Genomic DNA, 25,848 nt, shown 5'->3' on the forward strand with positions numbered 1-25,848 from the left:
GCTTTCTTTGGTGGGAAGGTGAGCCAACAACCCGTGGGATTGTACGGCCGAAGGCGTCGACAAGCAAAAGGAAACGGCCCAGACCGCCATACGCGATCTGGGCCGTTGAATCCCCCTCAAGAATTACTTGATCTCGAGCAGAACCTGTCCCTTGGTCACACCCTCGCCGGCTGCGACGGCAAGACCCTCGACCTTACCGGACTTGTGAGCCTTGACCGGGTTCTCCATCTTCATGGCCTCGAGAACCACGACGACGTCGCCCTCGGCAACCTCGGCGCCCTCCTCGACGTTGACCTTGATGACGGTGCCCTGCATCGGAGCCGGGACGGAGTCACCGGAGACGGCAGCCTTCTTGCCACCTGCGCGGCGCTTCTTGGCCTTCTTCTTGGCAGCGCCTGCGCCACCACCCAGAGCCAGGTCGCCCGGGAGGGCGATCTCGACGCGGCGGCCGTCGATCTCGACGACAACCTTCTGAGCCGGGGTCGGAGCCTCGTCCTCTTCGACGTCCGACGGGTCGACGTAAGCCGGGATCGGGTTGTCCCAGACCTCTTCGATCCACTTGGTGTAGACCTCAAACTTCTCGCCGTCGCCGACGAATGCCGGGTTCTCGACGATGTGGCGGTGGAACGGGATGACGGTGGGCATGCCCTCGACGACGTACTCGGCCAGGGCGCGGCGTGCGCGCTGCAGGGCCTCGTCACGGGTCTCTCCGTACACGATCAGCTTGGCGAGCATGGAGTCGAACTGGCCGCCGATGACGGAGCCCTCGACGATGCCGGAGTCCATGCGCACACCCGGGCCGGCCGGCTCGACGTACTTGGTGACCTTGCCCGGAGCCGGCATGAAGTTGGAGCCAGCGTCCTCGCCGTTGATACGGAACTCGAAAGCGTGGCCACGCGGGGTCGGATCCTCCTTGATGTGGAGCTCCTTGCCCTCGGCGATGCGGAACTGCTCGCGGACCAGGTCCAGGCCGGTGGTCATCTCGGTGACCGGGTGCTCAACCTGCAGACGGGTGTTGACCTCGAGGAAGGAGATGAGTCCGTCGGAGCCAACGAGGTACTCGACGGTACCTGCGCCGTAGTAGTGAGCCTCGCGGCAGATGGCCTTTGCGGAGGAGTGCAGGCGCTCACGCTGCTCGTCGGTCAGGAACGGGGCCGGAGCCTCCTCAACCAGCTTCTGGAAGCGGCGCTGCAGGGAGCAGTCACGGGTACCGGCGACGACGACGTTGCCGTGCTGGTCGGCGATGACCTGGCACTCGACGTGGCGGGCCTTGTCGAGGTAGCGCTCGACGAAGCACTCTCCGCGGCCGAAGGCAGCGACTGCCTCACGGGTAGCGGATTCGTACAGCTCGGCGACCTCTTCCATCTTGTACGCGACCTTCATGCCGCGTCCGCCGCCACCGAAGGCAGCCTTGATGGCGATGGGCAGGCCGTGCTCCTCGGCGAAGGCGACGACCTCGGCTGCGTCCTTGACCGGCTCCTTGGTGCCGGGGGCCATCGGGGCGTTGGCGCGGAGTGCGATGTGGCGTGCGGTGACCTTGTCGCCCAGGTCGCGGATGGACTCCGGGGACGGGCCGATCCAGATCAGGTCGGCGTCGATGACGGCCTGAGCGAACTCAGCGTTCTCGGACAGGAAGCCGTAGCCCGGGTGGATGGCGTTTGCGCCGGACTTCTTGGCGGCATCGATGATCTTGTCAATAACAAGGTAGGACTCAGCGGAGTTCTGACCGCCGAGGGCGAAGGCCTCATCGGCCATGGAGACGAAAGGTGCGTCCGCATCCGGCTCTGCGTAGACAGCGACGCTGGCGATACCCGCATCGCGCGCGGCACGAATGACGCGAACGGCGATCTCGCCGCGGTTGGCGACGAGGACCTTTGTGATCTTCCTGGTTTCCACAGACACTTGTTGCTCTCCTGGTTCTAGTTCATTTCATGCACCGGCGACGTCCGTGAGATATCGCGCGCGTGTGAGCCATGACAATAACTGAGGTGTTTAGCGATTACGCACACTCCGCTATAGGCATGAAACATTGTTACACATATTTCGTCCCGTTAAAGCAAAAAGCGGGGAGGTTTTTCTCCCCATCTTTTTGGCAGTGAAACAATACGGGCTAGTTTAGCGCCGCCCCCGGCTCGCTGCCCTGCGCGATGGGCATGCGGATCATGTTTCCCCACTCGGCCCACGCGCCGTCGTAGTTGCGGACGTTCTTATGTCCTAGCAGGTACTTTAGGACAAACCAGGTGTGCGCACCGCGCTCGCCGATCTGGCAGTAGGTGATGACCTGCTCCTTGTCCAGCACCGGTGCGTAGGCCTTCTTGAGCTCGGCGAGCGAGCGGAAGCGGCTGTTCGGGTGTACCGACTGCTCCCATGGGATATTCACCGCACCGGGGATATGCCCGCGGCGAAGCACCCCCGTACTGGGGGAATCCGGATCGCTGGTGCCCGCGTACTCCTGCTCGGTGCGGACATCTAGCAGCCCGACCTCGTCGGTGGCGGCCAAGACCTCGGCGACGAAGGCGCGCAGCTCGGCCTCCTCGCGCTCCACGACGGGGTAGTTCTTGGAGGGGTACTCGGGCACAGCGAAGGAGGTGTCGCGCTCCTCGGCCATCCACGCGTCGCGGCCGCCGTTGAGCAGGCGGACGTCCTCGTGCCCGAAGAGCTTGAACACCCAGAAGGTGAACGCGGCCCACCAGTTGGACTTGTCACCGTAGATGACCACGGTGTCATCCCGCGCGATGCCCTTCGAGTCCATGAGGGCGGCAAAAGCCTCGCCGCTGATGAAGTCGCGAAGGACGGGGTCGTTGAGGTCCTTGTGCCAGTCGATGCGCACGGCGCCGGGGATGTGTCCGATGTCGTAAAGCAGGGAATCCTCGTCGCTCTCGACGACGCGGAGGCCTGGGGTGCCGAGCCTAGCGCTCAGCCACTGGGCTGAGACGAGGCTGCTGGGATCGGCGTATTCCTGAAGAAGCGGATGCGGGTCGAGAGGCGCGACCATGGGTAAGCCTTTCTGGTTGCTTTAGGAAATCGTGCACAGTGGTGCGGCGAACGGACTCCGGGGCATGCACGAAAAGTCGGAGCGGGGATGCCTTTTGCCTGTCGGCGGGCCGGCTCCTCACTCCAATCTACGAAGAAATAACTTTCGGGGCTGGAAAGTGGTTCCCGAACCAACGTTAGTAATGCGTGCAATAACTCACAATTGCACGGCGATGCGTCGTGGGGCAACCATTCGTGAGCACCGAGACACGCCTCGACGCGGCGCGGCGGGCATACGAGCTGGGGCGGGAACGCCCCTGTGGGCGGGCCTCCGGGGGCATCCGTGGGGTTAGCCCGATGGTCTAGTTCCTTCGGTCCGATGACCGTTAAGGGCCGCGGCTGACCTCCTTTGGGGTGGGGGTCGAGGTGGTCTCAGCTGCGGCGATGGAAATCTGCGGGAGAAGCCTGTGAACTGGGCCTCGGCACCTTGGCGTCGGAAAGCGAAAAGCGACGAGGTGTGTGGTTGATTACTTCATGCCTTCTGGGACGGACACGTCTCACTGTCTTAAATATCATTTAAAACATGCGCCATCCCGCACCTGTGTGTGACGCACTGGGTAGGCGGGATGCGTTGAAGTTCTCGTGGGCGCGCGCAGTAAGGCGGGTGTTTCCGGGGAGCGCCGTGGTGCTTCGCGGCTGCTTAATGCCGATGATGGTTATCTCAGGCGTGCATCAGCTTAAGTGCCAGCTAATTTGTTCAAGAGTTCATCTTCCAGCCGAGCCGGGCCCTGTTGCGACGAGGTCAGGGGCTCAGTAATGAAAGGTATACAGCGTGCATAAGGCAATTGTCGTTTTCGAGGTCGAGGGTGGTTCCGACAAGAAGTTTGACGGGCACCGCAAGGACACCATGCCGATCGTCAACGCCATCAAGGATGCCGGCTACCACTCCGAGGTTGTCTACTACCGCCCCCAGTGGTCCGACGAGCTTTTCGAGTACGTCTCCAACAACTTCGATGCCTACATCTCCCGCGTGAACCCCGGCAACATCCCCGGCGGCGAGAAGGGCTACTTCGACCTGCTCACCAAGCTGTCCGAGGCTGGACTCGTGGGCATGTCCACCCCGTACGAGATGATGGCCTACGGCGCCAAGGACGCGCTGGTCAAGCTCAACACCACCGACCTGGTTCCGGCAGATACCGCCGCTTACTACGACGTGGAGACCTTCCACAACACCTTCCCAACCTCCATCTCCTTCGGCGAGCGCGTCCTCAAGCAGAACCGCGGCTCCACCGGTGAGGGCATCTGGCGCGTCCAGCTCGAGGACAAGGAGCTGGCCGCCTCCGTCGAGCCGGGCACCGCACTGCCGCTGGACACCAAGCTGCGTTGCACCGAGGCTGTGGACAACCACACCGAGATCCGCGAGCTGGGCGAGTTCATGGACTTCTGCGACCAGTACATCATCGGCGACAACGGCATGCTCGTGGACATGCGCTTCATGCCGCGCATCGTCGAGGGCGAGATCCGCATCCTGCTCGTCGGCCCGACCCCGGTCTTCGTCGTCCACAAGAAGCCAGCCGCCGGCGGCGACAACTTCTCCGCCACCCTCTTCTCCGGCGCGAAGTACACCTACGACAAGCCGGAGGCGTGGCAGGAGCTCGTCGACATGTTCGCCGAGGTGCGCCCGGTCATCGCCGAGAAGCTCGGTGGCGACAACATCCCGCTCATCTGGACCGCCGATTTCATGCTTGCCGACGGCCCTAACGGCGAGGACACCTACGTTCTCGGCGAGATCAACTGCTCCTGCGTGGGCTTCACCTCCGAGCTTGACATGGGCATTCAGGAGCTCGTGGCCAAGGAGGCCATTTCCCGCGTGGAGAAGAAGTTCGCCTAAACCTGTCCGTTAAGCCGTGTAGCCGTGTAGCCGTGTGGCCTCGGGGGCTCGCGTGCTCGCGGCTAAGAGGGCGCCGCCCGGTGACGATTGCGTGCCGGGCGGCGCCTTTGTCTTGGTTGCCTTGGGAGCTAGCCTGCCGCCAGGTCCGCCCGGGCCGCGTCCACCGTCATGCGGATGGCTTCCTCGAGCGGGGTGGGCGTGAACTCGAAAGCGGCGCGAAGCTCGGAGTCGTCGAGTACGTAGGTTTCGGTGTGCTGGTAGAGGATGCGATGGATCTCGCGAATGAGGGGGAGGAAGAGCCCCAGGGCGGCGACTGCGAGGTTCGGAATCCGGCGAACCGCGGCGGTAGGAGAGATCATCTGGGAGAGCTTCCTCAGGGTCGCGTCGCCGCTTTTGGGGCCGACCCAGATCCTTCCCGAAAGCTCGGGGCGGGTGGCGAGGATGGCGAGGCACTCGCCGATGTCGGGGGCAAACGACCACGAGTGCAGTGCGTCGGGTCGTCCCACCACCCACGCGGTCTTGCCGCTGAGCAGGGGGAAGAAGAGCCTATCTCCGGCCTGGGTGCCCGGGCCAGCGTGCGGGCCGAAGTAGTCGGACGCGCGGAGCTCTGCTGCTGGGACCCCGGAGGCTTGGAGCATCCGCCACAGCTGCTGCCTCACGCGCCCCTTCGCCTCGGTCGGCGCCTCCGGGGTCGCGGCGGACATCGGTCCCGTCGGTTTCCCGAAGGGGTAGAGGTTGCCCATGAGGACGAGGCGGGCGCCGGTCGCCTTCGCCGCCGCGATGGCCGATTCGATCACCGGCGGCCAGTCGGTCTCCCAGCGGTGGTAGGGCGGATTGGTGCAGATCACCACGGCGTCGCAGCCGGTCGCGGCGGCCGTGAGTGCCGCGGTATCGGAGGCGTCCAAGGCGAGTGCCTGTGCGCCCTCGGCGGCGGTGCCGCTGCGCGTGCCCACCCTTACCTTGTGGCCTCGCCCCAGTAGCGAGGAGATAGTAGCCCGGCCGATAGGTCCCGCGCCGAGGATGAGGTAGGTGCTCATCGCTCACTCCTTCCAAAACGTGAACACTGTTCTCACTTTGAGGGTAAGCCGCAGCCCGAGAAAAAACAAGAACAATGTTCTCTCTTTTTGTGTGACTGTGAGACAATGGACCCCGACGCAAGGAGGATTGGAGAATGGGCAAGCGGGCGCAGCATCGCGAGGAGATGGAACGAAAGATCATCGAGGTCGCAGAAGGCCACCTCGCCACGAAGGGCGCCGCCGCGCTGAGCCTCCGCGCCGTAGCCTCCGACGCGGGGATCGTGCCCTCGGCGATCTACCGCTATTTCAACGGCCTCGACCAGCTCATCACCGCGCTGATCGTCCGCAGCTACCGCGACCAGACGGAATTCGTCACAAGCCAAGTGGGCGACTTCGAGGATCCCGCAGACTGGGATGCGGCCACGTCGGTGGTGCTGGACATCGCTAGGGCTGTGCGCGCGTGGGCGCTTGCCAACCCGCACCGCTACGCGCTCGTGTACGGCTCTCCCATTCCGGGCTACCGCGCGCCGGAGGAGACCATCGATGCCGCGTCTGGAGTAGGCCGCCTCCTGCTGCGCAGCTTCGGGTTCGTATGGCCCGGCGGACCGATCCCGGAGGAAGGCATCGCCTTGTGGTCGGCCATCTACGGGCTCGTCAGCTTCGAGCTCTTTGGCCACCTCGAGGGCTCGGTTCCTCAGGAAGAGCGTGAAGGATTCTTCCTGCGTGCGGTGCGGCGCGAGGTCGGAGTCCTGCGGCGAGGGCTCGAGGGCGCACGCGAGCCCTAAGCAAACAGCCCAGGTACGCAGAAAACGCCGGCCCCCTGCTCTAGGAGGCCGGCGCTTTTGGGCGAAGCTACGCCCAGAATTCGTGCGCGTTGTAGCCGAACACGTACAGCGCGCGGCGCACGAGCGGGAGCGACAAACCGATGACCGACGAGGGATCGCCCTCGATGCGGTCGATGAACCAGCCGCCGATCGCCTCGAGCGTGAACGCGCCCGCGCACTCGAGGGGCTCGCCGGTCTCCGCGTAGGCGACGATGTCCTCGTCGGTGGCGTCGGCGAAGTACACCGCCGTGCGCGCGGTGTCGATGAACCTGCCCTTCGGCGTGATCACGCAGTGGCCCGTGATGAGCTCCGCGCGCCTGCCGCGCTGCTGCTTCCACCGCTCGATGGTGGCCTCGACCGTGTGCGGCTTGCCCTGGAGCTCGCCGCCGAGGAGCAGCATGGAGTCGGCTCCGATGACAACGTCCGCCGGGTACTGCGCGGCGATGGCGTCGGCCTTCGCGCTGGCGAGCTTCTCCACAATCTTCGCCTCGGGTTTGCCTGCCATCGCCTCGATGATGGCGTACTCGTCCACGTCAGCGGGCGCGATGATCGGCTCGACGCCGCCGGACTCCAAGATGGCCTTCCTCGACGGGGAGGAAGAAGCCAAGACGATCCGCATTATGCGTCCCCCAGCAGCTTTTCGACGCTACGCGGGTCGGAGTCCTTCAGCAGCTGCGCGCAGCGCTCGTACTCGGCCTCGTCCCCGATGAGCCGTGAGGCCCGCGCGAGCGCGGCGATGGCGCGCAGCACGCCCTGGTTGGGCTCGTGATCGAAGGGGACAAGCCCCCGGCCGCGCCAGCCGTTGCCGCGCAGGCGGTCAAGGCTGCGGTGGTAGCCCGTGCGGGCGAAGGCGTAGGCGATGGCCTTTTCCTCCTCGGTTGCGGCCGCGTCGAGCCGCTCCTCGGCGAGCGCCGCCCACGCGAGCGGGGAGGCGGGGTTGGCGAGGGCGGTGGCTACGGCGCCGGAGGCGTCGACAAGCTGCTCTGCGGGCAGCAAGGTAGGCGGGGGAAGAAGCTCTTCGTGCATGCTCTACAGCCTAGCCAAGGATTACCTCAATGACCGAAAAACGGTACGAAAAAACCACGGCCGCGCGCGGCGACCGTGGTGGGGGACAGCTAGCGGACGATCTCCCGGGTGGGGTAGGTCTGGCCGCTGATGCTGCGGTAGATGTAGGCCAGCGCGTTGTAGTAGAACGGCACCAGAACAATCAGACCGATGCCGATGGTGATGAGGCCGCCGATCGCAATAAAGATGCCGGAGACCACCACGAAGCCAAGCAGCGTGCCGTAGTTGCGCTTGACGTCGGCGAAGTTTGCCCGCCACGACTCGCCGAAGCCGTGACCATCGGCGAGGTAGAAGGGGAAGAGCACCGTGAACGGCGTGACGAACAGCGCGACTAGGAGACCCACGGCCGCCCACAGCAGGAACTGCAGCAGCAGGCTGATCGCCTCGTCCTCCGTGACGCCGGAGTCCATGTTGGCAAAGCCGGTGGCGAGGAAGCCGAGCCACATCGGGGCCATGGCGAGCGCGCTGATGATGCCGGTGACGATCGTGGCACCCAGGATGGGCAGGTAGCGGATGCCGTCGAAGGCGACGCCGACGCTCAGCTTCACGCCGTCGATGGAGCGCAGCGCCAGATGATAGATGAACGGAGTGAAGAACATGCTGATGACGCTCACCGTGAAGTCGCTGAGCCCGGTATCGCTGTTTCCGCTGTTGGCGCCGTAGCTGATGCCGAAGCTCAGGACGAAGTAGATGAGGGCGCCGAGGATCCACAGCCACGGGTCGAGGAAGACCGCCTTGAAACCGTAGCTGAAGGCCTCGCCGAAGGAGAAGCGGCCGTTGTCGCGGCGCAGCGGCCACTGCAGGCGCGGGTGCAGGGCCTCGGTGGCGAACCCGCCGGCCCCCGGACCCAGGCCGTAATTGGGCGCACCGTAGGCGTTTGCGCTGCCCGTGGGGTCCTGGGCGCCGAAGCCGGGGGCGTCCTCCGGGTGGTTGACGCCGGGGTACGGGCGGAACCCGCCGGACTGCTGCTGGAAGTAGTCGGTGTACGGGTCCTGGGGAAATCCCTGGGAACCGGAGCCCTCGCCGGGTTGCTTGGGCGCCTGGTCGTCGGGGTTGTCGTTAGACCGTGGAGTGTCGTTCATGACGGTTGTACGCTCCTACTGTGCGTGAGAGGGGTGTTACGCATAAACAACGCATTAATTGGAAACTAAGTTCCCTAAATTGAAGATTTGTGAAATAAATTTCTCGCACAATACAAAAACGCCCCCGAAGGGGCGTTGAGAAGCGGCGCGCCGAGCGGGCGCGCCGCGACAAAGAGTGCGCTTAGAAGAACGAGACGTTCTGGAAAGCGGTGGGGTTGTAGGTGGTCGGGCGCGAGAGGCGCTCGTTCACGTTGCCCCACATGTTGCGCTCGCGCTCGGCCTCGGCCGCGTTGGCGGCGTTGTTGGCCATGGTCGCGAACAGAGCGGTGAGGGTAGCCACCTGGACGTCATCCGGGTTGCCCTTGACCACAGTGAGGAAGGGCTTCTTCTCTGCGGGAGCCTCGGTGCCCTCTGCTGCGTTAACCGGCGCATCAGACATGTGCGTACCTACTTTGCTTTGGAGTGGAAAAGGATTGTTGGGCACCCATTATAGGCGCCCAACCTATGAGTGCCAGCAAGTAGCGATTTACAGCGGGATGTTGCCGTGCTTCTTGGCCGGGACGTTGACGACCTTGCGGTCGAGCAGGCGCAGGCCCTCGATGATCTGGCCGCGGGTCTCGCTCGGCGGGATGACGGCGTCGACGAAGCCGCGCTCGGCAGCCATGTACGGGTTGACCAGGGTCTCCTCGTACTCGCGCTCGTACTCCTTGGCCACGGCCATGACGTCCTTCCCCTCGGCCGCAGCAGCCTTGAGCTCCTTGCGGTAGATGAAGCCGACGGCGCCGGCGGCACCCATGACGGCGATCTGAGCGGTCGGCCATGCGAAGACGAGGTCGGCGCCCATGTCCTTGGAGCCCATGACGCAGTACGCTCCGCCGTAGGACTTGCGGGTGATGACGGTGATCTTGCCGACGGTGGCCTCGGAGTAGGCGTACAGCAGCTTGGCGCCGCGGCGGATGATGCCGTCGTACTCCTGGTTGGTGCCCGGAAGGAAGCCCGGGACGTCGACGAACTCGATGATCGGGACGTTGAAGGCGTCACAGGTGCGCACGAAGCGGGCTGCCTTCTCGGCGGCCTTGATGTCGAGGCAGCCAGCGAACTCGGTCGGTTGGTTGGCGACGATGCCGACGGAGCGGCCCTCCACGCGGCCGAAGCCGACGATGATGTTGCCAGCGTAGCCCTCCTGGATCTCGAAGAAGTCGCCGTCGTCGAGGACGCGGGTGATGACGTCCTTCATGTCGTACGGCTGGTTCGGGGAATCCGGGATGATGGTGTCCAGCTCGAGGTCGGTGTCGGTGATGTTGTCCTGGATGGAGCCGACCATGATGTCGGCCTCCTCGCGAGGAGCCTCGGCGCGGTTGTTGGAAGGCAGGTAGCCGACCAGCTCGCGGACCCAGTCGAGGGCGTCGGCGTCATCGCCGGCGGTGTAGTGAGAGGTACCGGAGGTGGCCATGTGGGTGAACGCGCCACCGAGCTCTTCCTGGGTGACCTCCTCGCCGGTGACGGTCCTGATGACGTCCGGGCCGGTGATGAACATCTTGGAGGTCTTGTCGACCATGATGATGAAGTCGGTCAGCGCCGGGGAGTAGACGTGGCCGCCGGCGCAGGCGCCCATGATGAGGGAGATCTGCGGGATGACACCCGAAGCCAGGGTGTTGCGGTAGAAGATCTTGGAGTACAGGCCGAGCGAGACGACGCCCTCCTGGATGCGGGCGCCAGCGCCCTCGTTGATGCCGATCAGCGGCACGCCGGTCTTGATGGCCAGGTCCATGATCTTGACGATCTTCTCGCCGTAGACCTCGCCGAGGGCGCCGCCGAAGATGGCGCCGTCCTGGGAGAACACGCAGACCTTGCGGCCGTCGATAGTGCCGTAGCCGGTGACGACACCGTCGGTGACGGGGCGCTTGGCGTCCAGGCCGAAGTTCTTGGAGCGGTGACGCGCGAGGGCGTCGACCTCGACGAAGGAGCCCTCGTCGAGCAGGTACTCGATGCGCTCGCGGGCGGTCTTCTTGTTGGCGGAGTGGACGCGCTCGACGGCGGCCGGACCCATCGGGGTCTTGGTCTCTGCGAGGCGTGCGCGAAGGTCGGCGAGCTTTCCAGCGGTGGTGGTGAGATCAGGTGCCTGAGCACCTGCATCAGTGATCGTTGCGGCAGTCATGACTCCTAAGTGTAGGGGCTAACTCAAAATCATGTGAACTGTTTGACAATTTAGAGATATTTGTTGCGAAAATCTTTGACCCCGGGGGTGAAGCGATTTCGCAACAAGCGCCCTCACCTCCGGGTTTATGGAGAAGTGGGGGTAGCGCCCGAGCGCTTTCTCCGTTCACTCGCCGGTGCGAACATGGGGTGGTGCATGATTTGCATTTCGCTTGTCGACGCCTACGGTCTCGCACCTATATATAAGGGCTCAAACCATGGCCGTCGAAAAGCAAAAAACGAGCGGCAGGCGACCTCAAAAAGGAAGGGGGTGCCTGCCGCTCGCTGGGCCTGAGTGGCTTAGAGCGGGATGTTACCGTGCTTGCGGGCCGGGCGGTTGACGTGCTTATTGCGCAGGAGGCGCAGGTTGCGCGCGATCTGGCCGCGGGTCTCGCTCGGCAGGATGACTGCGTCGATGAGGCCTCGCTCGGCCGCGAGGTACGGGTTGAGCATGTGGTCCTCGTACTCGCGCTCGAAGCTCTTGGCCAGCTCGACCAGGTCGTCGTGGCTCATGCCCTTCTCGTGGGCGGCCTTGAGCTCCTTGCGGTGCAGGAAGCCGACGGCGCCCGCGGCACCCATGACGGCGATCTGGGCGGTCGGCCACGCCAGGTTGACGTCGGCGCCCAGGCCCTTGGAGCCCATGACGCAGTACGCTCCGCCGTAGGCCTTGCGCATGGTGACGGTGATCTTCGGGACGGTGGCCTCGCCGTAGGCGTAGAGCAGCTTGGCGCCGCGGCGGAGGATGCCGCCGTACTCCTGGCCGGCGCCGGGCAGGAAGCCGGGGACGTCGACGAGCAGGACGATCGGGATGTTGAAGGAGTCGCAGGTGCGGATGAAGCGAGCGGCCTTCTCGGAGGCGTCGATGTCGAGGCAGCCTGCCAGCTGGGTGGGCTGGTTGGCGACGAAGCCGATGGACTGGCCCTCGATACGGCCGAAGGCGATGACCACGTTCTCGGCGCGGTCGGCCTGGATCTCCAGGTACTCGCCGTCGTCGGTGAGCGACTCGATGACCTCGCGGACGTCGTAAGGGATGGTGGGGGAGTCCGGGATGAGCTCGTCGAGCTTGAGGTCGTCGGCGGTGAGGTTGGCCTCGATGCCGCCGTCCTCCTGATCGAACTCCGTCATTGGGGCGTAGCTACGGTTGTTGGAGGGCAGGAAGCCGACCAGGTCCGCGACGAAGTCAAGCGCGTCCTCGTCGGAGGAGGCGGTGTAGTGGGAGTTGCCCGCGGTGGCCATGTGGATGGAGGCGCCGCCGAGCTCCTCCTGGGTGATCTCCTCGCCCGTGACGGTCTTGATGACCTCCGGGCCGGTGACGAACATGCGCGAGGTCTTGTCCACCATGACGACGAAGTCGGTCAGCGCGGGGGAGTAGGCGTTGCCGCCCGCGCAGGCGCCCATGATGACGGAGATCTGCGGGACGACGCCGGAGGCGTTGATGTTGTGGTAGAAGGTCTGCGCGATGAGGTCGAGCGAGACCGCGCCGTCCTGGATGCGGGCGCCGGCGCCCTCGTACAGGCCGATGAGCGGGCGGCCGGTGGTCACGGCCAGCTCCATGATCTTGCACATCTTCTCGCCGTAGACCTCGCCGAGCGCTCCGCCGAAGACGGTGCCGTCCTGGGAGAAGATGCAGACCTCGCGGCCGTCGATGGTTCCCCAGCCGGTGATGATGCCGTCGGTGGCAGGACGCTTGTTCTGCATGCCGAAGGCGTGGGTGCGGTGGCGGGCGAACTGGTCGGTCTCGATGAAGGAGCCCTCGTCGAGGAGGTAATCCAGGCGATCACGGGCGGTAAGGCGGCCGGCATCCTGGACCTTCTTCACAGGCGTGCGACCCATCGGGAAGGTTGCCTCGGCGCGGCGCGCCTTGAGATCGGCGATCTTGCCAGCGGTGGTGTTCACGTCCGGAAGGGAAGCGACATCAATCAAAGGTGAGGAAATGGTCATGTTTTGGAATCCTAGACTGGCGGCGCGCGGTTTTGCTAGTGGGTTTTCGCTGCCCGTTTGTTTTTGAAACCAAAACCTGCAGGTCATGGCATAGTTTTGTGGCAAAAAATAATTTACGTCACACTGGTGTGTCGTGTCGGGCGTTAATAAGTGAAAGTATGGCGCGCGTCATTTATTCACTTCCGGTTGGGTGGGGATGGGGGCGGGTGCCGAAGGCGTCGATAAGCTGTGCTAGCTGCCAAAACGCCCCAAAGGGACTAGCATTGTCCTTCATGACCGACCACCTTGACCCGCGCACACCGCTCGATGTCGCGTTCCTTCGCCGCGAGCTCGTCGAGCGCGGCCCGTACAACCAGCTGCAGCACTCCGAGGAGACCGGATCGACCAACACCGACCTCGTCGCCGCGGGGCACGAGGGGGCGCCCGCGTGGACGGTGTTCCTCACCGAGCACCAGGTCTCCGGTCGCGGCCGCATGGGGCGCAGGTTCGAAGCGCCCGCGGGCTCGCAGCTGACCCTCTCGGTGCTTATCCGCCCGCCGGCGAGCTCGGTCGCGCGCCTGGGGACGATGTCGCTCGCCACCGGCTTGGCGCTTGTCGACGCCGTTGGCAGGGAGACCGGCGTGGGCATGAAGTGGCCGAACGACCTGGTCCACGACGGGCGCAAGCTGTGCGGCATCCTCGCCGAGGCCGTCGACCTCGGGCAGAACCCGGCGGTGGTCATCGGGCTGGGGCTTAATACCTCGCTGCGCGAGGGCGAGCTGCCGGTCGCGCACGCCTCCTCCCTCGAGCTCGAGGGCATCCCCTACGAGCGCAACGAGCTGGCCGTGCGCGTGCTCCTCTCCCTCCACCAGCGCCTGACCCAGTGGGAGCAGGACTCGCCGGAGCTCATGCGCGACTACTTAGAGGTGTGTGTGACGCTCGGCCAGGAGGTGCGCGCGATCCTGCCGGGTGACAAGGAGCTGCTCGGCACCGCCACCGCCGTCAACGACGAGGGCCACCTCATCATCACCGACGAGGCGGGCAAGGATCACGAGATGGCCGTGGGGGATATCATCCACCTGCGCCAGAAGGATCAGTGGAAGTACTAGGAACTGCGACTATCCTTAGGCGAGATATGTCTGTGAAACTAGCCCCCGACGAGGAAGTGATCGTCGACGTCACGAGCTCGCTCACCTCGCTCACGTACCCCGTGGTGGAGCTGACGCTCATCACCGGCCTGTTCTGGATGGGCATCGGCTTCGTCGACGCCCCGCAGCCGGCCGTCGTGATCGACACCGGCATGCGCAACATCATCGTCGGCCTGTGGGCGATCATGGTGCTGTGGCGGTTCGTCGTGCCCGTGCTGTCTGCGCGCAGGCGCCGCCTCATCCTCACCGACCGGCGCCTCATCCTGCGCGCGCCGGGGCTGTCCGGTTACTCCGAGTCTATCCCGCTGGGTGCCGTGCGCCACGTGGGGCGGCGCGGCAAGACGATCCTGCTGTCCGTCCAGGGCTACGACCGCTACGTCTCCATCCCCGACGTCCCCCGCTCGCGGCGGGTCGCCGACCTCATCGAGTCGAGCCTGCGCCGCCCGATTTACCGCTAATCCGAGGTGGCAGGGGGCGCGGGTTATAGTTATATCCGTGAATAACGCGGATGAATCCTTGACCACCAGCGCCGATGCCGTCGCCTCGGCGCACGCAGCCTTCCACGACGCGGCCCACGCCCCCGGCATGCCGATCGTCGCCGTCATCGGCGACGGCCAGCTCGCGCGCATGATGCACACCGAGGCCATCGAGCTCGGGCTCTCGCTGCGCGTGCTCGCCGGAAGCCACGACGCCTCCGCCGCGCAGGTGACCAAGGACGTCCAGATCGGCGACTACACCAGCCTCGACGACCTGCGTCGCGCCGTCTCCGGCGCCGCGGCCATGACCTTCGACCACGAGCACGTGCCCACCGAGCACCTGCGCACCCTCATTGCGGAGGGCGTCAACGTTCAGCCGGGCCCCGACGCCCTCGTCAACGCCCAGGACAAGCTGGTCATGCGCAAGCGCCTGCGCGAGCTCGGCGCCCCGGTGCCGCCGTTCGCCGCGATCGAGAGCGTCGAGGACGCCCGCGCCTTCTGGCAGGCCGTCGGCGGTGCCGTGTGCCTCAAGGCCCGCCGCGGCGGCTACGACGGCCACGGCGTGTGGTTCCCCGATTCCGAGGTGGAGCTCGTCTCGCTGGTGGAGAAGCTTCTGGGCGCCGGCACCCCGCTCATGGCGGAGAAGAAGGTCGCGCTCGTTCGCGAGCTGTCCGCCATGGTCGCCCGCACCCCGTCGGGGGAGACGAAGGCCTGGCCGGTGGTCGAGTCGGTCCAGACCGACGGCATCTGCACCCAGGCGATCGCGCCCGCCCCGGGGCTTGGCGACGCCCTCCAGCAGGAGGTGCGCGCGCTGGCGAAGACCATCGCCACCGAGCTGGGTGTGACCGGCGCTCTGGCCGTTGAGCTCTTCGAGACCGTCGACGTCGCGGGCCAGCCGGAAATCTACGTCAACGAGCTGGCCATGCGCCCGCACAACACCGGCCACTGGACCCAGGACGGCTGCGTGACCAGCCAGTTCGAGCAGCACCTGCGCGCGGTTCTCGACTACCCGCTGGGCTCGACCGAGCTGACCGCGCCGGTCACCGTCATGGCCAACACCCTCGGCGCCGACGAGGATCCGGCGATGCCGATGCCGCAGCGCATGCAGGAGGTGTGGAAGCGCTACCCGGAGGCCAAGATTCACCTCTACGGCAAGGGGCACCGCCCCGGCCGCAAGCTCGGGCACGTCAACGTCTCCGGCACGGACGTCGAGGCGACGAAGAAGGCGGCGCTGGACGCGGCCTACTTCATCGTCCATGCGCAGTGGCCTTAAGCCGCCCGGCCGTCATCTTCGACTTCACTCAGAAGACTTCAGCCTTTTTCGATACCCTGGCGGGGTATTTTTCGGAGTGAAGTCTAGTGAGTGAAGTCGGCCTTTCGCGTTCGGTCGAACCCAATCGGTCGAGCTCACGGATTTTGAATACCCCCTAGGGGTATAATTTTCCTTGACCTCGACCGAATGAGTTCGATCGCGGCGGGGAAACTCGAAGGCGGGGGCGCGGCGCCGTGAGGCGTCGACAAGCGAAACGCAAAGGTAATCTGGTGCCAAACGCACTGTAGGGAGAAAGGGTAGAAAATGCAGCCACTGGTTGGACTCATCATGGGATCAGACTCGGACTGGCCCACCGTCAAGCCGGCCGCCGAGGTGCTCGCGGAGTTCGGCGTGCCGTTCGAGGTCGGCGTGGTGTCCGCGCACCGCACGCCGGAGAAGATGCTGAGCTACGCCAAGGGCGCGCACACCCGCGGGCTCAAGGCGATCATCGCCTGCGCTGGCGGCGCCGCCCACCTGCCGGGCATGGTCGCCGCGGCGACCCCGCTGCCGGTCATCGGCATCCCCCGCGCGCTGAAGGAGCTCGACGGCATGGACTCGCTGCTGTCCATCGTGCAGATGCCCGGCGGCGTGCCGGTGGCGACCGTGTCCATCGGCGGCGCGAAGAACGCCGGGCTGCTCGCCGTGCGCATCCTGAGCGCCGGTGACCCGGCCCTCGTGGACAAGATGGTCGCGTATCAAGACAATATGCGCCGCGAGGTTGAGGCTAAGGACGAGAAGCTGCGCCAGAGCCTCATGGGCGAATAGCGTGCACGAGGCCATCCTCGTCCTCGGCGCGCGGATCAAGCCCCCCTCGCAGGCAGCACGCCGCGCCCACGAGGAGGAGACGGGGATCGCAGACTACCGGGGCCCGCTGCCGGGTGCGGTCCTGGCCTCCCGCTGCGAGAAGGCCCTCGAGCTCGCGCGCGGCACCGACGCGACCGTGGTGGTCTCGGGCAGGGGAGAGGCCCGCGCGATGGCGTGGTGGCTGTTTTCTCACGGGCTCGACCCCGCGCGCATCCTGCTCGAATACGACGCCACCTCGACGAACGAGAACCTCGAAAACGCCGCCCGGCTCGTTCCCGGCGCGCACCTGACGGTGGTGACCAGCGACTTTCACAAGCTGCGCACGCTGGCCTGGGCGTGGCACCTAGGCATTCCGGTCACGGTCGTGAGCGCTTTGACCCCCTCGCCGTTTCGCCAGCGCGCCTTCCTCCGCGAGGTCTTCGCGCTGCCGCACTCGCTTTTGCGCATTGCTTATCGACGGCTAAAGCACAGCTTGGCCTAGCTGCTATTGCCGCCTGCTCCAGCGCCAGAACGCCACCGTCGCGACGACCAGGACGAGCGCGAGCAGCGCCGGCCACACCCTCGGCTCGGGAAGAAAGAGATTGACCACCGCCTGCGCCACCGCGAGGAACGCCAGGGTAGCCAAAAACCCCAGGATCGAGTCGCGCTGCAGCTTCCTGCGCTGCGACTCGCCTGGGGTCTGGTCCTTCATAACGGGAGATTCTACCCCCGTGACTAGCTCAAGGAGAGGAAGAGCTTCTCCATCTTCTCCGCGTCCATGGCGTCGGGGCCCTCCTGGCTGAAGCACTGCCGCATGCCCGCGGCGATGATGGAGTAGCCCGCCTTGTCGATGGCCTTGGACACCGCGGCCAGCTGGGTGACCGTGGCCTCGCAGTCCTGGCCCTCTTCCAGCATCCGGATGACGGCGGCCAGCTGTCCGTTGGCGCGCTTGAGCCGGGTGATCGACTTCTTCACAGATGCTGGTTCGAGCTGCATGACTGCGTCCTTTTCGTCATTGGTCGGCATGGGCGAATTTCCTTGCCGCCTGACCGTGGGTGTAGGTCAGGTATCCACCATCGAGATTAGCAACATCCATCCCCAAACCGGAAAGAATCCTGGTGGCCACGTGGCCGCGGAGGCCGACCTGGCAGCTAACCACGACCGGGCGGGAGGCGTCGATCTTGTCGAGGTTCTCGCGCAGGTCGTCGACCGGGATGTTGACCGCGCCCGGGATGTGGCCGCGCTCGTACTCGCCGACGGTGCGGACGTCGATGAGCTGCATGTCGTCGGAAAGCTCGTGCCACTGGACCGACTTCTCGCCCTGGGCGAGGTTGTCGGCAACCATGCCAGCCAGGTTGATCGGGTCCTTGGCGGAGCCGTACTGCGGGGAGTAGGCCAGCTCGAGGTCGGCGAGGTCGGAGGCGGTGAGCCCGCCGCGCATGGCGGTGGCGATGACGTCGATGCGCTTGTCGGCGCCCTCGAAGCCCACGGCCTGGGCGCCGAGGATGGCGTCGGTGTCCGCGTCGATGACCAGCTTCAGGTTGAGCTGGGTGGCGCCCGGGTAGTAGCCCGCGTGGTTGACCGGGTGGATGTGGATGACCCGGACGTTGCGGCCCGCGCGGCGCGCGTTGCGCTCGTTCCAGCCGGTGGCGGAGGCCGCCAGGCCGAACAGGCCCACGATGGCGGTGCCGAGAACCGGGAGCGCCTTGGTATCGCGGCCGGTGATGATGTCTGCGACGAGGCGGCCGTGGCGGTTGGCGGTCTGCGCCAGCGGGATGAGCGCCGCGGCGCCGGAGTTGATGTCGGTCTTCTCCGCGGCGTCGCCGAGTGCGAAGACGTTGGGGACGCTGGTACGCTGCTGCTCGTCGACCTTGATGCCGCCGCGCGGGCCGATCTCGAGGCCCGCGGCCTCGGCCAGGCGGGTGTCCGGGCGCACGCCGATGGCGGCGATGACCACGTCGGCGGGGATGACCGTGCCGTCGGCCAGAGTGAGCGAGTCCTCGCCGATCTCGGTGGTGTCCGCGTTGGTGTGGATGACGACCTTGTTCTTCTCAAGGTGGCCAGCCACGATGGCGGCCATCTCCTCGTCGAAGGGGGCGAGGATCTGCGGGCCGCGCTCGATGACGGTAACGCCCAGGCCGCGGTGGATGAGGTTCTCCGCGAGCTCGAGGCCGATGAAGCCGCCGCCGATGAGCGCGACGTTCTTCACGGAGTCGTCAAGCGCGGCGATGATCCGGTCCACGTCCTCGACGGTGCGCAGGGTCAGCGCGCGCTCGATGCCGGGGATCGGCGGGACGAAGGGGCGGGCGCCGGGGGATAGGACCAGCTCGTCGTAGGCCTGGGTGAAGGTCTCGCCGGATTCGAGGTTTTCCACGGTGACCGTGTTGTTCACGGTGTCGATCTCGGTGACGAGATGGCGGGTGCGCACGTCGATGCGGAACCGGGCGCCGAGCGACTCCGGCGTCTGCAGCAGCAGGGAGGAGCGCTCAGGGATAACGCCACCGACGTGGTAGGGAAGACCGCAGTTGGCGAAGGATACGTAGCCGGAGGCCTCGAAGACGATGATCTCGCGGTTCTCGTCGTTGCGGCGAAGGCGCGCGGCGGTGGACATGCCGCCGGCGACGCCACCGACGATGACGGTAGTTGCCATGAAGTTTCTCCTCGTGATTAGGGCAGGGTATTAGGTTTTAGCGGCCGAACAGGGAGCCGAACATGGACTGTTTCTTGGGGCGCTCACAGGTGCACCAATCGCCGGGCTTGACGCTGGCCTTGACCTGGTCGATGTGCTGGCCGCAACCGGCCCATGTGGTCTTGCCGCAATTGGAGCACTTAACTGGACGACACATAAGGATAACCCTCCTACAGGGGAAGAAAAGACGAATTGGGTGCAAGAAGCCGGAACAACTTCCACGCAGAAATATACCCCCCAGGGTATAACGTGTCAACATACCCCGGGGGGTATATTGGAAATGCCTCGCCAACTGTACGTTTCCTGGGAGCGGTTTCGGAGGCGGTTCACAGCTTCGGCGCCTTTAATGAACCTCACGTTATCCAATTGCGTAGCTCGACTAGCCCCGAGCGTGCACGCGCGCGGACCGTCTCCCACCGGGGTGCGTCGCCTTTTCTCGTCACACAGAAGGCGCCCGGCAGAAGGCGGGAAGTCTCACCGCCCGCATCAGCACGCGCCGGGGCTTCTGGCTGCTCGGCTCCGTGCGAGACGCGGCGTAGCCGTCGACAAGCGGGAAACGCCTACTTGAGCGAGCCCGACGTGAGGCCGGAGACGATGCGACGCTGGAAGACCAGCACCATGACGATGAGCGGGATCGTCACGAGCGCGCCCGCCGCCATGATGGAGGCGTAGGGGAACTCGAACGCCGAGGGGCCGGAGAAGCGCGCGATGGCGACGGTGACCGGCTCGGTGGCGTTGGTGGACAGCTGGCGGGCGAGCATGAACTCGTTCCACGTGGTGATGAACGACAGGATCGCCGTGGTAAACAGCGCGGGTGCGGCCAGCGGCAGGAGCACGAGCCTGAAGGCCTGGCCGGGGGTGGCGCCGTCGACGCGGGCGGCCTCCTCGAGCTCCCACGGCAGCTGCCTAAAGAAGCTGACCAGCGTGTAGATCGTCAGCGGCAGCGCGAACGAGATATTCGGGATGATGAGCGCGCGGTAGGTGCCAAACCAGCCCAGGCCGCCGAACAGCTGGAACAACGGTGTGACCAGCGCGATGCCGGGGAACATCGACGCGGCGAGCACGATGCCCGTGACAAAACCCTTGCCGGGGAAGTCGAGGCGGGCGAGCGCGTACGCGGTGAACACGCCGACCGCGACCGCGATGAGCGTGGTGAAAAAGCCGATGAGCAGCGAGTTGTAGATCGCGTGGAGGAAGTCGTTGCCCTTGTCGGTCGCCAGCGCGTCCTTGAAGTTCTGCAGCGTGACGTGGGTGGGCCACGGCGTCGTGTCAAACGTGTACGCCTTGTCGCGCAGGGCGGTGACAACCATCCAGTAGAACGGCGCGAGCCCCCACAGCAGGATGAAGACGACGCCGATGTAGTTGCCGATGGCGGCGCGTAGCTTGTGATTCATCGCTTCGTTGCTCCTTGCTTATCGACGCCTACGGTGGCGGTCTCCTTGTCCGCGAGCGGGGCCTTGCGCCCCGCCCGCCCCGCCCGCCCCGCTCGCCCCGCCTTCTTCTCGGCCTTCGCCATCGCGCGCTTTTCCGCGTTGCCAGACACGTCCGCGCCGAGGAAGCGGATCATGACGAACGCCACGGCGAAGATCATGAGGAAGATGAGCGTGGACAGCGCGGAGGCGGAGTTGAAGTTGTTCTGGCGCAGGTCCTCGACCACCAGCTGGGAGACGGTGGCCGTGGGCGAGTTGGCGGACGGGGAGATCATGATGACCGGCAGGTCGTACATTCGTAGGGCGTCGAGGGTGCGGAACAGGATCGCGACCATGAGCGCGGGCTTGACCAAAGGCAGGGTGATCCACTTGAACTGCTGCCAGGTGCTCGCGCCGTCGACCCGCGCCGCCTCGTAGGCGTCCCGTGGGATCATCTGCAGGCCCGCGAGGATGAGCAGCGCCATGAACGGGGTGGTCTTCCACACGTCGGCGATGATGACCGCGGCGCGGGCGGCGACGGGGTCGGTGGTCCAGTGCACGGCGGTGGGCAGCAGCGCGTTGATGATGCCCTTGTCAGCGAAGATGAACTGCCACAGCTTCGCCGTCACGGCCGTCGGGATGGCCCACGGGATGAGCACGGCGGCGCGCAGGAGGGCGCGGCCGCGGAAGTCGCGGTTCATCACCAGCGCCATCGACATGCCGAGGATTGTCTCGAGCGCGACGGTGACGACGGTGAAGAAGAACGTGTTGCCCACCGCGGGCCAGAAGTCGGTGGAGATGACGCCCGGCGGGCAGGTGCCGATGGTGCCGTTGGCCGACATGCAGCGCTGGGTGAGCCAGTAGATGTAGTGGTCGAAGCCGGCGAATCCGCCCTTGACGAACACGCCGGTCGCCGGGTCGAGGTGCTTGTCCGATTGGAAGGACAGGTAGATGGCGCGGATGATTGGGTAGCCGATCACCACCGCCAGCACCGCGAGCGCAGGCGATATGAGCGCTATGGCCTTCCACGGGGGTTTCTTGGGCGCGCGGGTCTCCGCGCTTCGTGTCAGTGTGGTCACGGTTACTAGCTTTCCAGAAATCGGGGCGAAAACACATCGGACCTGCCCGAGTGGGGCAGGTCCGATGCTGGCGTCCGCGTGGGCGGTGCCGGTGAAAGGAAGGAAGGGCCTGGCGCTACTTGGCGGCGTTCTCGATGGCGGCCTTCATGTCCTTGGTGGCGTCGTCGACGCTCTTGCCGGAGGTCAGGGCGGCGTAGGCGTTGTCCTGGATGGCCTTGGTGATGGCCGGGTAGTACGGGCTGACCGGGCGGGGAGCAGCGTTCTCCAGGGAGGTCTTCAGGGCCGGGAGGTACGGGTACTTCTCGACGAGGGTGGCGTCATCGTAGATGGAGGCCAGCACCGGCGGGAAGGAGTGGTCCGCGAAGTAGGTCTGGTTCTCCTCGTTGTCGATGAACTTCATGAAGTCCAGCGCGGTGGCCTTGTTCTTGGAGTTGATGTTGATGCCGTTGTTGTAACCGCCGAGGGTGGACACGCCGACGCCGTCCTTGCCCACGAGCGGCTGGACCTCGAACTTGCCCTTGACTGCGGAGGTGTCCTCACCGGCGTTGGTGTACATGTACGGCCAGTTGATCGCGTAGGCGACCTCGCCGCCGACGAAGGCGAGGTTGGTCTCCTCCTCGGTGGCGGAGGTGGCGGTCTGGGCGATGGTGCCGTCCTTGTAGGCGTCGACCATGGCCTGCAGGCCGGCCTTGGCCTCGGTGGAGTCGACGGCCGGTGCGCCGGAGTCGTCGAGGATGTGGCCGCCCCAGCCCTCGATGAAGCCGGCGGTGTTGACGGTGAGCCCCTCGTACTGCTTCAGCTGCAGGAGCAGGCAGTCCTTGCCAGCCTCCTTGACCGAGGCGCAGCTATTAGCCAGGTCGCTGAAGGTGTTAGGCGCGGTCGGGGCGAGCTCGGTGTTGCGGAAGAGCAGCTGGCCGTTGGTGTTCTGCGGCAGCGCGTAGAGGGTGCCGTTGTAGGTGGCGGACTCGACGGTCGACTTCAGCAGGCCGGAGGTGTCCACGGCGAGGTCGCCGGTCAGCGGCGCGAGCCACTGGTTGGCGGCGAAGTCCGCGGTCCAGACCACGTCGAGCGCCATGACGTCGTAGTCGGAGTTGCCCGCCTGCAGCGACTGCACGAGGGTGTCGCGCTGGTCGTCGGCCTCACCGGCCAGCTCCTTCAGGGTCACCTTCTCGTCCGGGTGGGCCTCGTTCCACTTGTCGATGATCGGGGTGATCTTGTCCGTGTCGTTCTTGCCCATGGCGAAGGTGATCGGGCCGCGGCTGGTGGTGCTCGAGTCGGACGCGGAGGTCGACGAGGAACCGGAATCGGAGGAGCAGCCCGCGAGCGCGACGGTACCGGCGATGCCCAGCGCGGCGAGGACGACGGCGGGCTTACGGGTGAGTCGAGAAGACATCGAGTTTCAACCTTTCCTTTAGGGGTTTCCACCGAATTTAGTGACGCGGACGACTCCCGTGGCGGATATTGAGCAAACTCACTACACCCGTGGGGGTGCTTTTGCTTATCGACGCCTGTCGGCGCCGCACCCTAGATCCGCTCCGTGACCTTCTCCGCCTCCGCGATCTTGTCCACGCGCTCGGGCCCGGCGAGCCCCCTGACCACCACGGCTGAGCCGCCCCGCGCGATCGGGTCGAGGACCGCGGCGATGAGCCCCTCGAGGGAATCCCAGCCGCAGCTCAAAACGCGCGCGCCGGGGGAGGTGGCGCCCGCGGGCACCACGTCGGCAAGCTCCGGCCCGGGCTCGAAGAACTGATCGCCGTAGAAGCGGACGGTGGGCGCGAAGTCGATGACGCCCGTGCCGAGCTCGCCGCCGGTCTCCGCCACGCCGCGGCCCATGGGGTCGCTGGTGACCGCGACGACGTCCCCGGTGGCCCCCAGCGACCGGGCGTAGGCGACGAGGTCGCCGTCGCCAGCCGCGTCGTGGGAGATGAAGAGGACCTCGCCCGCGCTCGGGTCGAAGCTCACGTCGACGCCCGCGGCATAGGCTCCCAGGACGATGGTTGCCGCCTGCCAGCTCACCGGCAGCGCGCAGGAGACGGTCGCGCCCTCCTCTAGGTCGAGCTCCTCGCGCAGCATGTTGGCGACCTTGGCGGCCCAGTTGTCGAGGGTCTGGGCGGAGAAGTCGAGTCTGAAGCCTGCGGTTTCGTCGTAGATGGTCAGCCGAGGGGCTGCGGGATCGGCGGAAAGGACCGACTTGAGGAGGTTCATACCTTCCGATGGTAGGCAATTCGCCCGTGGCGTGCGGCGCCGTGAGGCGTCGACAAGCAAGAAGCGGGGCGCACATCACAGTCGATGCGCGCCCCGCGTGGGCAGGTGCTAGTTGACGCAGCGGGGGCCGTCGCCGCCGGCGTCGATCTTCGGGGAGACGATGGCCTCGCCCTCGTCGGCGCCGGGCTGACCGACGACCGAAGTGGCGGTACTCGTCTCGGTTCCCGAGGACGAGCTCGGGCCGTTGTAGTCGCTGGCCGTGACCACGATGATCGTGCCCGGGTCGAGGGTGTCGTTGCCCGTGATCGGGAGCCCGCCGAGCTTGTTGGAGATATCGATAGCCTCGGCGCTGGAGGGATCCGCGGCCACGATCTGCGAGGTGGAGTAGACGCCCTCGGAGGCGTTCGCCGTCTGCGAGACGGTGTACCCCTGGCCCTTGAGGTAGGAGGCCACGTTCGCGGCCAGGCCGGAGGTGGTGGTGGCGTTGAGGACCTGGAGGTCGACGTTGCTCGGCGAGGCGGTGGCGGTATCCGAGCCGGCCTCGCTGGTGGCGGTCGAGGTCTCGCTGGTGTCGCGGCCGTGGAGCAGGTCGTCGAAGAACTTGTGCACCTCGTCGACGTTGACCGTGACGATCGACTCGCCGTAGTCGCCGGTGCCGTCGATGGAGGTCACCGGGATCGTGTTGAAGGAGACGTTGCCGCCTGCGAGGTTTTGCAGCTGGGTGGCGAAGCTCATGACGTCCCAGCCCTTGTCGATGATGACCGAGCGGGTCACGGCGTCACCCAAGTCCGCCAGCGTCGACGGGTTGGTGAGCGTACCGGAGGAGAGCACCTTGTTCACCAGCGAGGCCATGAACGCCTGCTGGCGCACGATGCGGTCGAGGTCGCCGCGGGGCAGGCCGTGGCGCTGGCGCACGAAGGCCAGGCCCTGCGGGCCGTTGAGCGTTTGCTCGCCGGCGGGGAAGTTGGCGCCCGAATACTCGTCGTCCACGGCTTGGTTGAGGCAGACGTCCACGCCGCCCACGGCGTCGGTAAGCAGGACGAAACCGAGCAGGCCGATCTCGGCGTAGTGGTCGACGGTGATGCCGGTGAGGTCGGAGACCGCCTTGATGAGCCCCTTGCGGCCGGCGTCGCTGGACTGCTCGGCGATCTTCTTCTGGTCGGTGACGCCCTGCTCGGTGAGCTTGTTCGTCTCCTCGTCCTTATATGCGCCGTAGACGCCGTTGATCTTCATGTTCCCGTACTCGGAATCGTGAATGTAGGTGTCGCGCGGGATGGAGATGGCGGTGGCCGAGGAGCCGTCGTTGGGGACGCGGATGACCATGATGGTGTCGGTGTTGCCCGACTCCTCGTCGCCGGAGTGGAGCATGTCGATCTCGTCCTGCGTGAGCGGGTTGCCCTGCGCGTCGGTGCGCGAGTCCGAGCCCACGAGCAGGATGTCGGTTGCGCCGTCCGGCGAGTTGCCCTTTGCGCCGCCGAGCACGAGGTTGCCCGATGCCACCGTGTGGCCGATCTTGCCCACGGTGAAGTAGCCCATCGCGCTGATCACCAAGACGATGGCGGAAAGAAGTGCGACAAACACCTTGAGCGAGCGCGTACCCATCTGGGTCAGCTCCGGGCCGCGGGCGGGCGGCGCCTGGATGTCTCGGGTGCGTCGGAACTTGTCAGTCATATCTGAATGTGGGTGCTTTCCTTCGTGGTGCCACAGCGTGTGCGGCTGAGGGCCTGGGCGGTCGTAGTGTGAGCCTGGGCCCCCGGAAGATAGAAAATCACTATGCAGT

The 25,848-nt window shown here is 65.8% G+C and carries 25 protein-coding genes; 7 read left to right on the top strand and 18 right to left on the bottom strand.

Features of this window, described 5'->3' with window-relative positions:
• Positions 1-123 precede the first annotated feature (123 nt).
• On the bottom strand, positions 124-1,902 hold the full coding sequence (locus B843_RS02910; protein WP_025252025.1) for an acetyl/propionyl/methylcrotonyl-CoA carboxylase subunit alpha: 1,779 nt from the start codon (positions 1,900-1,902) through the stop codon (positions 124-126).
• A gap of 208 nt (positions 1,903-2,110) precedes the next feature.
• A complete protein-coding gene (locus B843_RS02915; RefSeq protein ID WP_025252026.1) occupies positions 2,111-2,995 on the bottom strand; it encodes a sulfurtransferase in 885 nt (294 codons plus the stop codon).
• 810 nt (positions 2,996-3,805) lie between these two features.
• Here B843_RS02915 and B843_RS02920 point away from each other — a divergent pair.
• Positions 3,806-4,864 (top strand): Cj0069 family protein, encoded by a 1,059-nt coding sequence (locus B843_RS02920; RefSeq protein ID WP_025252027.1) that lies wholly within the window; start codon positions 3,806-3,808, stop codon positions 4,862-4,864.
• Between the two features lie 128 nt (positions 4,865-4,992).
• Here B843_RS02920 and B843_RS02925 read toward each other — a convergent pair whose 3' ends face one another.
• Positions 4,993-5,901: an NAD(P)H-binding protein gene (locus B843_RS02925; protein ID WP_025252028.1), complete on the bottom strand. Its 909-nt coding sequence runs from the start codon at positions 5,899-5,901 to the stop codon at positions 4,993-4,995.
• Positions 5,902-6,035: 134 nt separating this feature from the next.
• On the opposite strand from B843_RS02925, the gene B843_RS02930 reads away from it, so the two are divergent.
• A complete protein-coding gene (locus B843_RS02930) occupies positions 6,036-6,665 on the top strand; it encodes a TetR/AcrR family transcriptional regulator (RefSeq protein WP_025252029.1) in 630 nt (209 codons plus the stop codon).
• Positions 6,666-6,732: 67 nt separating this feature from the next.
• On the opposite strand, the gene B843_RS02935 is transcribed toward B843_RS02930, so the two are convergent.
• The 6 genes from B843_RS02935 to B843_RS02960 form a co-directional block, all read right to left on the bottom strand.
• On the bottom strand, positions 6,733-7,323 hold the full coding sequence (locus B843_RS02935; protein ID WP_025252030.1) for a Maf family protein: 591 nt from the start codon (positions 7,321-7,323) through the stop codon (positions 6,733-6,735).
• Positions 7,323-7,730, bottom strand: coding sequence for a DUF3151 domain-containing protein (locus B843_RS02940; protein ID WP_038595198.1), 408 nt, complete (start codon positions 7,728-7,730; stop codon positions 7,323-7,325). The genes B843_RS02935 and B843_RS02940 overlap by 1 nt, the downstream gene beginning before the upstream one ends.
• An 89-nt stretch (positions 7,731-7,819) precedes the next feature.
• Positions 7,820-8,851, bottom strand: a complete 1,032-nt coding sequence (locus tag B843_RS02945; RefSeq protein WP_025252031.1) for a hypothetical protein — start codon at positions 8,849-8,851, stop codon at positions 7,820-7,822.
• 181 nt (positions 8,852-9,032) lie between these two features.
• Complete coding sequence (locus B843_RS02950) at positions 9,033-9,290, bottom strand: acyl-CoA carboxylase subunit epsilon (protein ID WP_025252032.1); 258 nt, start codon at positions 9,288-9,290, stop codon at positions 9,033-9,035.
• 87 nt (positions 9,291-9,377) lie between these two features.
• Complete coding sequence (locus B843_RS02955; protein WP_025252033.1) at positions 9,378-11,009, bottom strand: acyl-CoA carboxylase subunit beta; 1,632 nt, start codon at positions 11,007-11,009, stop codon at positions 9,378-9,380.
• Positions 11,010-11,347: 338 nt separating this feature from the next.
• A complete protein-coding gene (locus tag B843_RS02960; protein WP_025252034.1) occupies positions 11,348-12,988 on the bottom strand; it encodes an acyl-CoA carboxylase subunit beta in 1,641 nt (546 codons plus the stop codon).
• A gap of 272 nt (positions 12,989-13,260) precedes the next feature.
• Here B843_RS02960 and B843_RS02965 point away from each other — a divergent pair, with 272 nt between their 5' ends.
• From B843_RS02965 to B843_RS02985, 5 genes are all read left to right on the top strand, one after another.
• Positions 13,261-14,076, top strand: a complete 816-nt coding sequence (locus tag B843_RS02965; protein WP_025252035.1) for a biotin--[acetyl-CoA-carboxylase] ligase — start codon at positions 13,261-13,263, stop codon at positions 14,074-14,076.
• Between the two features lie 26 nt (positions 14,077-14,102).
• Positions 14,103-14,573, top strand: coding sequence for a hypothetical protein (locus tag B843_RS02970; RefSeq protein ID WP_025252036.1), 471 nt, complete (start codon positions 14,103-14,105; stop codon positions 14,571-14,573).
• 58 nt (positions 14,574-14,631) lie between these two features.
• The gene (locus B843_RS02975; RefSeq protein ID WP_269319740.1) at positions 14,632-15,864 is read left to right on the top strand and encodes a 5-(carboxyamino)imidazole ribonucleotide synthase; all 1,233 of its coding nucleotides are present in this window, start codon (positions 14,632-14,634) and stop codon (positions 15,862-15,864) included.
• Between the two features lie 303 nt (positions 15,865-16,167).
• Positions 16,168-16,668, top strand: a complete 501-nt coding sequence (gene purE / locus B843_RS02980) for a 5-(carboxyamino)imidazole ribonucleotide mutase (protein WP_025252038.1) — start codon at positions 16,168-16,170, stop codon at positions 16,666-16,668.
• 1 nt (position 16,669) lies between these two features.
• Positions 16,670-17,188 carry a YdcF family protein gene (locus tag B843_RS02985; protein ID WP_025252039.1) on the top strand — a complete coding sequence of 173 codons (519 nt, stop codon included), beginning with the start codon at positions 16,670-16,672 and terminating at the stop codon, positions 17,186-17,188.
• A gap of 3 nt (positions 17,189-17,191) precedes the next feature.
• On the opposite strand, the gene B843_RS02990 is transcribed toward B843_RS02985, so the two are convergent.
• From B843_RS02990 to B843_RS03025, 9 genes are all read right to left on the bottom strand, one after another.
• Positions 17,192-17,398: a hypothetical protein gene (locus B843_RS02990; protein ID WP_025252040.1), complete on the bottom strand. Its 207-nt coding sequence runs from the start codon at positions 17,396-17,398 to the stop codon at positions 17,192-17,194.
• Between the two features lie 23 nt (positions 17,399-17,421).
• Positions 17,422-17,682, bottom strand: coding sequence for a metal-sensitive transcriptional regulator (locus tag B843_RS02995; RefSeq protein WP_025252041.1), 261 nt, complete (start codon positions 17,680-17,682; stop codon positions 17,422-17,424).
• Between the two features lie 16 nt (positions 17,683-17,698).
• A complete protein-coding gene (locus B843_RS03000; protein WP_025252042.1) occupies positions 17,699-19,336 on the bottom strand; it encodes an FAD-dependent oxidoreductase in 1,638 nt (545 codons plus the stop codon).
• Between the two features lie 37 nt (positions 19,337-19,373).
• Positions 19,374-19,532 carry a hypothetical protein gene (locus B843_RS13910; protein ID WP_169729830.1) on the bottom strand — a complete coding sequence of 53 codons (159 nt, stop codon included), beginning with the start codon at positions 19,530-19,532 and terminating at the stop codon, positions 19,374-19,376.
• Between the two features lie 403 nt (positions 19,533-19,935).
• Positions 19,936-20,769: a carbohydrate ABC transporter permease gene (locus B843_RS03005; RefSeq protein WP_025252043.1), complete on the bottom strand. Its 834-nt coding sequence runs from the start codon at positions 20,767-20,769 to the stop codon at positions 19,936-19,938.
• On the bottom strand, positions 20,766-21,854 hold the full coding sequence (locus B843_RS03010; protein ID WP_051483541.1) for a carbohydrate ABC transporter permease: 1,089 nt from the start codon (positions 21,852-21,854) through the stop codon (positions 20,766-20,768). Before B843_RS03010 ends, B843_RS03005 begins: the two co-directional genes overlap by 4 nt.
• Positions 21,855-21,978: 124 nt before the next feature.
• Positions 21,979-23,256: an ABC transporter substrate-binding protein gene (locus B843_RS03015; protein ID WP_025252045.1), complete on the bottom strand. Its 1,278-nt coding sequence runs from the start codon at positions 23,254-23,256 to the stop codon at positions 21,979-21,981.
• 131 nt (positions 23,257-23,387) lie between these two features.
• Positions 23,388-24,068, bottom strand: coding sequence for a TIGR03089 family protein (locus B843_RS03020; RefSeq protein WP_025252046.1), 681 nt, complete (start codon positions 24,066-24,068; stop codon positions 23,388-23,390).
• Between the two features lie 108 nt (positions 24,069-24,176).
• A complete protein-coding gene (locus B843_RS03025; RefSeq protein WP_025252047.1) occupies positions 24,177-25,739 on the bottom strand; it encodes an LCP family protein in 1,563 nt (520 codons plus the stop codon).
• Between the last annotated feature and the right edge of the window lie 109 nt (positions 25,740-25,848).

It is taken from the genome of Corynebacterium vitaeruminis DSM 20294, assembly GCF_000550805.1.
GTDB classification, from domain to species: Bacteria; Actinomycetota; Actinomycetes; order Mycobacteriales; family Mycobacteriaceae; genus Corynebacterium; species Corynebacterium vitaeruminis.